This is a genomic window from Pseudohongiella acticola, assembly GCF_001758195.1.
GTDB lineage: Bacteria > Pseudomonadota > Gammaproteobacteria > Pseudomonadales > Pseudohongiellaceae > Pseudohongiella > Pseudohongiella acticola.
In genome coordinates this window covers 1,119,942-1,131,505 of the sequence record NZ_MASR01000001.1, presented here as the reverse complement: position 1 = coordinate 1,131,505, position 11,564 = coordinate 1,119,942, and the positions used below count along the sequence as shown (strand labels likewise).

Annotated in this window: 5 protein-coding genes and 1 tRNA gene; 3 read left to right on the top strand and 3 right to left on the bottom strand. The window is 57.4% G+C overall.

Annotated features, from left to right (window positions below):
* Positions 1-207: 207 nt before the first annotated feature.
* A complete protein-coding gene (locus PHACT_RS04675; protein ID WP_070116126.1) occupies positions 208-2,397 on the bottom strand; it encodes an outer membrane protein assembly factor BamB family protein in 2,190 nt (729 codons plus the stop codon).
* A gap of 227 nt (positions 2,398-2,624) precedes the next feature.
* Here PHACT_RS04675 and PHACT_RS04670 point away from each other — a divergent pair, with 227 nt between their 5' ends.
* From PHACT_RS04670 to PHACT_RS04660, 3 genes are all read left to right on the top strand, one after another.
* On the top strand, positions 2,625-4,208 hold the full coding sequence (locus PHACT_RS04670; protein WP_070116125.1) for a M48 family metalloprotease: 1,584 nt from the start codon (positions 2,625-2,627) through the stop codon (positions 4,206-4,208).
* A 6-nt stretch (positions 4,209-4,214) separates the two neighbouring features.
* Positions 4,215-6,569, top strand: coding sequence for a sensor domain-containing diguanylate cyclase (locus PHACT_RS04665; protein ID WP_083264346.1), 2,355 nt, complete (start codon positions 4,215-4,217; stop codon positions 6,567-6,569).
* A gap of 55 nt (positions 6,570-6,624) precedes the next feature.
* Positions 6,625-6,701, top strand: a tRNA-Arg gene (locus tag PHACT_RS04660).
* 203 nt (positions 6,702-6,904) lie between these two features.
* On the opposite strand, the gene PHACT_RS04655 is transcribed toward PHACT_RS04660, so the two are convergent.
* Both PHACT_RS04655 and PHACT_RS04650 read right to left on the bottom strand, forming a co-directional pair.
* The gene (locus PHACT_RS04655; RefSeq protein WP_070116123.1) at positions 6,905-10,039 is read right to left on the bottom strand and encodes an efflux RND transporter permease subunit; all 3,135 of its coding nucleotides are present in this window, start codon (positions 10,037-10,039) and stop codon (positions 6,905-6,907) included.
* A complete protein-coding gene (locus PHACT_RS04650) occupies positions 10,036-11,409 on the bottom strand; it encodes an efflux RND transporter periplasmic adaptor subunit (RefSeq protein WP_139141441.1) in 1,374 nt (457 codons plus the stop codon). Before PHACT_RS04650 ends, PHACT_RS04655 begins: the two co-directional genes overlap by 4 nt.
* Positions 11,410-11,564 lie beyond the last annotated feature (155 nt).

The following is an 11,564-nucleotide window of genomic DNA, read 5'->3' as shown; positions in this document are numbered from 1 at the left end:
CCGACATTGCTACGTGACCATAACAGCATCGGATGTCTATAACTTTTATCTATGAATAATGAAAACGTGATAATTATATCAAAATATCACCTTGATGTCTAAGCCGTCCGGGGCGATCCTGTCTCCGGGCAAACAAAAACGGCGCCATCAGTAGGCGCCGTTTTTGTTTGCAGCCCTTGCGGTCTGCGGGGTCTGTCCAGTCTGAGGTCAGTCCGGCAACGTCAATGCAACAAACTGTGCCGGGCCGCTACCGCTGACCGACATGACGATGTATTGCTTGCCCTGATGAGCATAAGTCATGGGCAGGCCGGTCTGAGACGCTGGCAAATCGATCTCGGCGACGATCTCGCCCGTTGCCTTGTCATGAGCACGGAAGATCGGGTTGCCGCCTTGGCCTTCACCGGCAAACAGCAGTGTCTTGGTGGCCAGCAGACCCGCGCGAGTCGGGATACCAGTGCGGTCAATCTCGAGCCCTTCCAGCAATGGGTGATTGGCGATGCGATCAGGTGTGTCCGCATTGGCGATCCACCACGCCATATCACCGGTGGTCAGGTCGAGCGCAGTGATCCGGCCCCACGGTGGCTGCACAATAGGGAGGCCATCGACGTTGGGAGTGCGGGCAGGGCCCTGGATCCAGTCAACGTCGGAGAACTCTGCACCCGGAACCAGTGACAATACCGCCACGTCGGTGCGAGAGGGGATGTACAGCATGCCTGTGTCCGGGTCATAAGCTGCGCCTTCCCAGTTGGAGCCACCCAGTGTGCCAGGCAGGCTGAGTGTGCCAATGGTGCCGTCGTCGGCATCTGCAAGCGACGCTGGCTGGAATAAAGGCCCCATGCGATAAGGCTTCACTGCTTCTTTGGCCATGGCCAGAATGTCCGGGGTGAAGTTGACCAGGTCGTCTTCACTAATACCCTGGCGGTCGTAGGCCGGGGGGCGCGTCGGGAACAGCTGGGTCGGAGAGGTCCATTCGCCAGGAACGTCGGATTGCGGCACCGCACGCTCCTGCATTTCCCAGATCGGCTCACCGGTCTCGCGATCCAGTACGTAGGCGAACGCCTGTTTGGTCATCTGTACCAGCAATTTGCGACCATCGGGCAGGTCAGCCAGCACCGGTGCGGACGGCGTGTCGTAGTCCCAGATATCGTGGCGAAGGTGCTGGAAATACCATTTGCGCTCGCCGGTGCGGTAATCAACCGCTACCACGGAGCCGGTAAACAGATTGCTGCCGGGGCGGTCACCACCGTAGCGATCACCGGTGCCAGATTCCACGGGCAGGTAAACCAGGCCAAGTTCAGGGTCGGCCGACATGGCTGTCCAGACACCACCGTTGCCGGTATGTTGAGCGGAGCCCTCAAGCCAGGTGTCATAGCCTTCTTCACCCTTGGTCGGAATATTGCGGTGTGTCCACAGCAGTTCGCCGGTGCGGATATCAAAGCCACGCACATCACCTTTGACATTGTCGGCGGTTGGCGGACGCATGCTGACCTGGTGCGCGGCACCCACGACCAGCACATCTTCAATCACGGTGGGCGGGAAAGTCAGAGTGATGTCACGGTCCTCACGGGCATCGCTAAAACGCATGCCGTCCATCAGGTCCAGTGTACCGCCGTTGCCAAACGACTCAACCATGCGGCCATCTTCTGCGTTCAGGGCTACCAGATAATAACCCGGCGTCACCACAAATATGGTTTCCTGTTCACCATCAGACCAATAGGCAACACCTTTGCCGGAATTTTTGCGCGGTGACTCTTCAAAGCGCTCGCCCTCCAGCGGACGCCACATCCACAGGGTCTGGCCAGTGCCGGCGTCAATGGCCACCACATTACGGGTGGTGCCAACGGTGGCATACAGCACGCCATTGATCATGATGGGAGAGGTGACGTTCAGACCTTCAGGGCGTGGGCCGTAGTTAGCGCCGCTCCAGGTCCAGGCAATTTCCAGCTCGCCAACATTGTCGGCATTAATCTGCTCCAGAGGTGAGTAGCGATTGGAGTTCAAACCGCCGTTCATGCTGGTCCAGGGGTAATAGTCCGGGCCGGCACCGGCAGCGCCGCGCGCAATGTTGAAACCCGCCAGCTGAGCGATGCTCATGCCGCTGCCGGTTTCGGTGGCATTGGCCATTTGCAGGACATAGGCTGTCAAATCCAGATATTCGTCCGGGCTCAGGGAACCGGGCGTTTCCGCAGGCATGGTTGCCATGATCTGGCTATGCAGCTCATTGGCAGGCAGGCCCAGCCAGTCATTGGTGATGCGCATTTCAATGTCGGCCTGCACGTGGCAGCGAGCGCATTCCGACTGAAACAGGGTGGCACCGCGTTCGGCAGACGCCGTCTGTGCGTGGGCACTGACGGATGCGAAAATGGGTAATAACATGAGCAGCAGAAATCTGATCAAGCGGATTCTCCTCTTTCCTGAATTCGGATGATGGTGACAAGTCTGGGGGTTTTTCTAATTATTCGATGGTGTTGCCAGGTCAGACCACAATATTACCGTGTTTGTTGCGCCCTAGAAAGCACGGTTCTGCAACAGAACGTGTCAGAGCCGCGTCAGCTGAGGCGATTGCTGATCACCGCCGTGCAGATTACAATTACACCTCAATCTCACTTTCCGGGAGCACCGACATGACTGACGATGCACGGGTCCAGCCATCGATATGGCGACATTTGGCCATGGTTGCGCTGGCAGTGGTGCTGACCACCTGCGCTGAAAACCCGGTGACCGGTGACCGGGAACTGACCTTTGTCTCCGAACGCCAGGAAATAAACCTGGGTGAAGAAAATTACCTGCCCACTCAGCAGAGCCAGGGCGGGCAGTGGAATATCGACACTGAGCTGACGGCCTACGTCAGTGAAGTTGGCCAGCGGGTAGCCGCACAGAGTCCGCGCGATCTGCCGTATGAATTTGTTGTACTCAACAGCTCTGTACCCAACGCCTGGGCGCTGCCGGGTGGCAAAATTGCCATCAACCGGGGCCTGTTAACGGAGCTGGATAATGAGGCTGAGTTGGCTGCGGTGTTGGGGCATGAAGTGGTGCACTCGGCCGCGCGTCATGGAGCCCAGTCCATGGAGCGCGGCATGTTGCTGCAGGGTGCGCTGTTGGCGACATCGGTCGCGGTCGCGGTGAGTGATAATGAGTACGGTGGCTTTATTGTCGGCGGGGCCCAGCTTGGTGCGCAACTGGTCAGTCAGCGCTATGGCCGCGATGCCGAACGCGAAGGTGATCTGTATGGTACCCGGTATATGGCCGAAGCGGGCTACGATCCGGCTGCAGCAGTCAGCCTGCAAGAAACCTTTGTGCGACTGTCGGAAGGCAATGCCCCAGGCTGGATTGACGGGCTGTTTGCCAGTCACCCGGCGTCCACCGAACGGGTGCAAAACAACCGCGAACTGACGGCGCAGTTAAGGACGGAAGGTTACACCGATGGTGAACTGGGTGAACAACGCTACCAGCAGCGCACCGCCCGGTTACGCGAAACCCAGCCCGCGTATGAAGCCTTTGACGAAGCCTATGCCCTGGTGCGTGATGACAAGGTTGAAGAGGCCGAGCAGAAACTGGACAGCGCCATTGCCATGTTGCCGCAAGAAGCCCGGTTTTATGGTTTGAAAGCCGATATCGCCCTGATGCAGCGTCGATACAGTGCTGCCATTGACACTTACAATCAGGCACTGGCGCGGGATGATGCCTATTTCGACTATTATCTGGGACGTGGCCTGGCCTACTCCCGGCAGGGTAACGAGCGACAGGCACGGGCAGATCTGCAGGCCAGCGTCGATCTGTTACCAACAGCGCTGGCGATGAACGAGCTGGGCACCATGGCCCTGGCTGCTAACGACCGGGGTCTTGCCAAACAGTATTTTGAACAGGCGGCCAGCGCACCCGGTCAATTGGGGGAGCAGGCTCAGGCCGCTTACATACGTCTGGATGTGGCGGACAATCCCGGCGCCTACATTCAGGCGCAGGCCTTTGTTGGTGCCGGTGGGCAGATTCAGGTGCGGGTGCTGAACAGGGCGCCCGTGCCCATGGTGCTGATCGAACTCGAATTGCAGGCGTCAGTGGGCAGAGAAGGCGTGCGCCGTGCCGTCACCGTGCGTGGTCTTGCTGCCGGGCAGGCGCGTGATGTTGCTTCCGGGCTGACGCTGCCGGCGGAAACTGATCCACAGACTGTACAGGCGCAAGTCATTGTGCGCGGCGTGTCGGTCAATTGAGCCTGGATGATGATAAACAGAGCTAAGTCTTTTTCGAGTAAATGGCTTCGTGTCACGCGAATCTCTTCATTAACGGTTGCCGTTCTGGCCTTCGGGGCATTGCTGACATCACTGGCCTGGCGAAATGCAGTCAGTGTCGTGAATGATGAAGATCAGGACCGCTTTTTTGATGCGACCAGTGAAAGCCTGGAGCTTATTCAGGAACGAATGGCTATTTACGGGCAGGTGCTCAGGGGAGTCAAGGGCCTGTTTATTGCCTCGGACGATGTCAGCCGCGAGGAATTTCGCTCGTATACTAACGAGCTTAATCTGGAAGAGAATTACCCCGGGATTCTGGGTATTGCCTACGCGCTGAATATAGCCCCAGACCAGTTGGATCAACATATCACCAATGTCCGAACCAGCGGTTTTCCGGACTATACCGTGGCCCCCTCCGGTGATCGTGATCAATACTCTGCCATCGTCTATATCGAGCCGTTCAGTGGCAATAATCTGAACGCCTTTGGTTTCGATATGTATTCCGAGCCAGTCAGGCGCGAGGCGATGGACAGAGCCCGGGTCAGTGGTGAGCTGGCGTTATCCGGCAAAGTAAGCCTGGTACAGGATGTTGATCGCGGTCCGATTGCCGGAGTTCTGTTGTATCTGCCTCTCTATCAAGGCGAGATCAACGATGCTGAGATTAATGTTGATGAGCTACTGGGGTGGGTATATGCACCCTTCAGCATGGACATTTTGATGCAGGGTATTCAGCTGGACGAGTCCCCGGTAGCGCTGGGCCTCTACGACGGGGCCGACATCAATAGCGATGCGCAATTATATGCAACATCAAACGAAACGCTGGAGGCAACCGGTCTGCCTTTCCTGCGCACAGAGCAGATCGAATTTGCCCAGCGTACCTGGACTGTCAGGTTCTCAGCAGATAGTAGCTTTATTCAGCCGCACGAAAACACCGAGCCAGGACTGGTGCTGTTTATAGGTACTCTTTTCACTGCTTTAATGGCGTTGCTGACGTGGGCATTGTCAACAAGCCGTGAACGTGCAGAAGTCCGAGCGGAAGTCATGAATCAGGAGTTATCCGAAACCGAATTCCGCTGGAAATCAGCGCTCTCGGGTGCCGGGCACGGCGTCTGGGACTGGAACAATGTCACCAATGAAGTGAATTTTAATACTGAATGGAAATCCATGTTGGGATTTGCGGACGATGAGATCCGGAATGATTTCTCGGAATGGGAGCGTCTGGTTCATCCCGACGATAGGCCTCGCGCGGAGGCCGCGATCGCTGACTTCATTTCCGGCAAGAGCGATAACTACAGCGTTGAACATCGTCTGAAGACCCGCGATGACCAGTGGCGCTGGATCCTGACCCGGGGGGCAATTGTCAGTTGGACCCAAGATGGCAAACCTGCCCGTACTATCGGCACCCATACCGACATCGACCGTCTGAAGACACTGGAGCTGGCGCTGAGCGAAAGCGATCAGCGCTTCCGTGGTTCATTTGAATCGGCTGCTGTGGGCATGGCTCTGGTCGGGCTGGCGGGCGAGTGGTTAAAAGTAAACCAGGCGCTGCTGGATATGTTGCAGTATGAAGAAAGCGAGCTGCTGCAACTCACCTTTCAGGATATCACGCACCCGGACGATCTGGAGCTGGATCTTGAGCACCTGGAAGCGCTCACCGCCGGTAAGATACCCCGATATCAGATGGAAAAGCGTTATTTCTGCAAGGATGGCTCTCTCATCTGGATTGTGCTCAGCGCCTCCATGGTGACAGACAATAAAGGGCAGCCGCAGCACTATGTCTCTCAAATTGAGAATATCACCGAGCGCAAGAGACTTGAGAAACGTGTCGCCCACCAAGCTAGCCATGATGAGCTGACCGCGCTGCCCAACCGCCGGCTACTGCAGGAGCGATTGAACCATACCCTGGCATTGAGCCGCCGACATAAACGTTCTTTTGCGCTCATGTTTATCGATGTAGACCATTTTAAGCAGGTAAATGACGAGTACGGTCACGATGTAGGAGACGACCTGCTGAAATGGATCGCGGACAAGTTGAGTGCTGTGGTCAGAAACTCCGATACCCTGGCCCGTCAGGGCGGTGATGAGTTTGTCTTGCTGTTGTCAGAAATCAGCGCGCCTGAGGACGCTGCTTTGGTTGCCCGCAAGGTATTCCGCGCAATTCGTGAGGAATTTGATAGCGATCTCCTGCAGTTGAAGGTCTCGCTCAGTGTAGGAATTGCCATCTATGACCCCGGCAGCCCTGACACCGCTGAGGATCTTCTGAGGAAGGCCGACACCGCTTTGTACCAGGTAAAACGCGCGGGCCGCAACGATTTCAGGCTATATCAGGAAGACAGTGAATAATCTGCCCACAGACGGGTGACCTGCGCCACAGATCCCTATATAATGCCGCCCCTACGCACCCGTAGCTCAGCTGGATAGAGTAGGTGGCTTCGAACCACTTGGTCGGGAGTTCGAATCTCTCCGGGTGCGCCAATATTTCCTTTTATAACAATGGTTTGAAATCCTTTAGGTAGACTGTCCTCGGGTTTGAAACCGTTAGAATGCGGGAGTTTGCGGGAATTCCCATGACCACAATAACAGTCCTATGTTCACGATTAATTATGGCGTTCGGAAACACTCCGATGGTGAGGCAGCCCCCACCTGATGATGCTGAAGGGGCCTTGCCTTGCGTGCGGCTACTTCAGGAGTTCAGAGTGCAGTTGCCACCTTTGCCATAAAAAATACACTGCAGGCAACACCAGCAGGGTCAGCACCAGGGTGCTGATCATGCCGCCCACCATCGGTGTTGCTATGCGCTGCATGATTTCACCGCCGGTGCCGTGCCCCTGCATGATCGGCAACAGGCCCACTGTGATGGCCGCCACGGTCATGACCACAGGGCGCAGCCGCTGCAGTGCGCCTTTGGCAATTGCATCCCGTAAGCCCTCCACAGTCGGGCCGCCTTGTTCACGTGCCTCAGCCAGGTAGCGTGCGCGGTACTGGTTCAGATAGATCAGCATGATGACACCGATTTCCACCGCCACACCTGCCAGGGCGATGAACCCAACGGCGACGGCGACCGACAGATCGAAGGCAAGCCACCACAGTAGCCAGCTGCTGCCGGCAATCGCCATGGGCAGCGTGGCCATGATGATCAAGACTTCCGCCAGCCCGCGGAACGCCATGTAGAGCAGAAATGCGATTATCAGCAGGGTCAGCGGTACCACCAGTGTCAGCCGCTCCTTGGCCCGCTCCATGTATTCGTACTGTCCGGACCAGGTCAGTGAATAGCCAGCGGGCAAGGCCAGATTGTCCGCCAGGTGTTGCTGTGCGGCCTGGACATAAGAGCCAATATCACGCTCGGCGATGTCCACATATACCCACCCGGTAGGCAGCGAATTCTCGCTCTTTATCATCGGTGGTCCGTCTTGTATTTCTATATGTGCCACGTCACCCAGACGAATGCGTGCCCCTTGCGATGTTAATACGGGCAGATCCCTGATGGCATCGACCGAGTTGCGGATTTCCTGCGGGTAGCGCACATTGATCGGGAAGCGCTCCAGGCCCTCAATGGTTTCGGAAACATTCATGCCGCCGATCGCCGACGAAACAACTGCCTGCACCTCGTCGATATTCAGGCCATGGCGGGCCGCTGCCGCCCGGTCAATATCCACGGTAACATAACGCCCGCCGGCGACCCGTTCGGCAAACACGCTGGCGGTTCCCTGCACCTGCGGTAGCAATGCCTCGATATCCGCACCAATGTTCTGTATGACCGGCAATTCGGGACCGCCGATCTTGATACCCACCGGTGTCTTGATACCGGTGGCCAACATATCGATACGGGTCTTGATCGGCATAACCCAGGCATTGGTGACGCCTGGCAGATCCACCGTGCGCCGGATCTCTTCGCGGATGCGCTCAATGGTCATGCCCTCGCGCCATTCGGACTCAGGTTTGAAGCGGATGATGGTCTCTATCATGCTTAGCGGCGCCGGATCGGTGGCGGTATCGGCGCGGCCGATCTTGCCGAACACCTGTGCTACTTCCGGCACAGACTTGATCAGCCGGTCGGTCTGCTGCAGCAACTGGGTGGCCTCACCGATGGACAGTCCAGGTCGGGTGGTGGGCATGTACATCCAGTCACCCTCATCCAGTGGTGGCATGAACTCCGAACCGAGTCGGGACAGCGGCCAGATCGCTGAAGTCATCACCAGGATACCGGCGGCGACCATCACCCAGGGCGCACGCATGACCATGCCGATCACGGGCCGGTAAATCCAGCCCAGCAGTCGATTTACCGGGTTTTTGTTTTCCGGTAGTATCTTGCCTCGAATCAGGTAACCCATCAGTACCGGCACCACAGTGATTGACAGAATAGCGGCGGCAGCCATCGCGTAAGTCTTGGTGAACGCCAGCGGCGCAAACAGACGCCCCTCCTGGGCCTCCAGGGTGAACACCGGCAGAAAGCTGAACGTGATGATCAGCAGTGAGAAAAACAGGGCAGGACCCACTTCGGCAGAGGCCCTGGCAATGACACCCCAGCGATCGGTTTTTGCCTTTTCGGGATCATGCTCCAGATGTTTGTGCACGTTCTCGATCATGACAATGGCGCCATCAACCATCGCGCCAATGGCAATGGCGATACCGCCCAGTGACATGATGTTGGCGTTAAGATCCTGGCCGCGCATGATCAGCAGTGCCGCCAATATCCCAAGCGGCAGTGTGGCAATGGCAACCAGTGATGAGCGCAAATGGAATAAAAACAGCGCGCAGATAAAGGCGACCACTGCAAATTCTTCAAGTAGCTTGCTGTAAAGGTTGTCGACTGATCGACCAATCAGCTCTGAGCGATCATAGGTGGGAACTATTTCTACCCCCTCTGGCAGGCTTGCCTGCAGTTCATCCAGGCGCTGCTTGACAGCTGCGATGGTTGCCTGGGCATTTTCACCGGAGCGCATGACCACGATTCCTCCAGCCACTTCGCCTTCACCGTTCAGGTCGGCAACACCCCGGCGCAGCTGCGGGCCGGTCTGCACGCGGGCAACATCACCCAGCAGCACCGCAGTGCCGTCCTGTGTGACTTTTAACGGAATGGCCCGCAGATCATCCAGGCCCTGAATGTAACCGGTGGCCCGCACCATAAACTCGGTTTCCGCCATCTCGATGACTGAGCCGCCCACTTCCTGGTTGCCGGCCCGAATCGCCTGGCTCACCGCAGACAGCGTCAGGCCATAGGCACTCAGCCGATCCGGATCAACAATGACCTGGTACTGTTTGACCATGCCACCGACTGACGCAACTTCTGACACACCTGCCACGGTCTGCAGTTCGTATTTCAGAAACCAGTCCTGAATGGCGCGCAATTGCGACAGATCATGTTGATTGCTTCTGTCCACCAGGGCGTATTCGTAGACCCAGCCGACACCGGTGGCATCGGGCCCCAGCGCCGGTGCCACGCCGTCAGGCAGGCGCGAGCTGACCTGACTCAGGTATTCCAGTACCCGGCTGCGCGCCCAATAGGGATCGGTATCGTCGCTGAAAATGATGTAGACGTAGGAATCACCAAAGAACGAGTATCCTCGCACCGTCTCCGCACCGGGCACCGACAGCATGGCGGTAGTCAGCGGATAGGTGACCTGATCCTCGACCACCTGCGGTGCCTGCCCCGGAAAAGGTGTACGGATGATGACCTGGACATCAGATAGATCGGGCAGGGCATCGACTGGCATGGTGCGCAGGTTCAGCAACCCGGCAATGGTCAACAGCAGGGCGGCAACCAGTACCAGCCCGCGATTGCGCAGGGAGGCGCGAATGACAGCTTCAATCATGGCGTGTCTCCCGGGCCTGACGTTTTCGCCGGGCGCAGCGCCGTGATGCTGTAGCCGCCGGCAGACATCGGCATAAAGTCGAATTCGATCTGATCGCCTTCGGCGACATCAGACAGATCAACGCCGGGCATGATCTGGAATCCCATGACCATTGAAGGCCAATTCAGAGCAGGTATGGGACCGTGGTCCAGCGTCACGCGGTTGTCGCTGATGCTTTGGATAGTCCCGGTGCCGGTCAGCGTGGCCGGGGCGGTGCCAGTGTCTTCTTGCTGGTCATTGACCTGCTCCGGGTCGAGGTCAGAATCAGAGCCAGCGGCGTTAAGTCTTGCCATTGCCTGCTCTCCATTAGCTTCGGAGTCCAGCAGAAACTGACCCGATGTAACGACCTGCATGCCATCGCTCAGCCCGTCCAGGACTTCAATCCGGTCACCGCGTGTCACACCGGTGCGAACCGGCTTTACCGTGAAACGACCGTCGCCTGCGGCGAGCAACACCCGGGCACCCTGACCGGAGCGGATCACCGCTTCTGTTGGCACACTGACGACGTTGTGTCGAGTAGGGCCTTCCACCTGGACGCTGGCAAACATATTGGGTTTCAGCCTGTGTTCCGGATTGTCGATTTCCAGCCGCAACCGCAAACTTCGGGTGACAGGATCAAGTTCCGGATAGACAAGTGCGACTTGACCCTGCCATTGTTCGGCGGAGTATGCTGGGAATTCGGCAGTGACCGGCAAGCCCACCTCCATCCAGGACATGGCGGTGGACGGTACTTCGACATCCAGCCATATCCGGTCGAGTGAGGCCAGCGTCAGAATGGTATCTGCCGGTGTCACATAGCTGCCCTCGCGGGCGCCAATGGCCGATACCACCGCATCTGATTCGGCGCGATAGGCTAGTTGGGCACTGACTTCATTGCTGCTGGCAAGTTCCGTCACCTGCGCCGGTGTCACACCCAGCGCAAGCAGTCGATCTTCAGCCGCCTTGCGAAGAACGGCATTTCCGGCGGCGTTGAGGTATTCGCGCTGAGCACTGACCAGTCGCGGTGAAAAAAGCTGATACAGGATCTGGCCAGCGCTGACACGATCACCGACGCTGGCCACATTGAACTGTTCCAGCCAGCCCTCGGCGCGCGGGTGCAGCATCTGAATAGTTGACTGATCCCACGCGGTATAACCCACAGCATCAGCCTGCTGCCGGAACTCGCCCATTGTTGCTATCCCCAGACGTACGCCCAGATTCTGCTGCACAGTGGGGGAGATGGTGACATCGGCGCCATCGTCACCCTCGTCATAGACTGGCACCAGGTCCATACCCATGGGAGAGAGGCCGGGCTCATCCCGTCGGTAATCGGGTCCATCGGGGCGACCCAATACAGGGGCTGCCTTGTTGTCGATGATGCATGCTCAGCAGAGATATTGGCTTGCTGGGGCATTAAAATGAAATAGGCAGCTACCAAAATCAGTGCAGCGACTACGATTCCGGCAAGTAACATGTTTCGTGTGTTCATGATTCTTCTCTCTTCAGC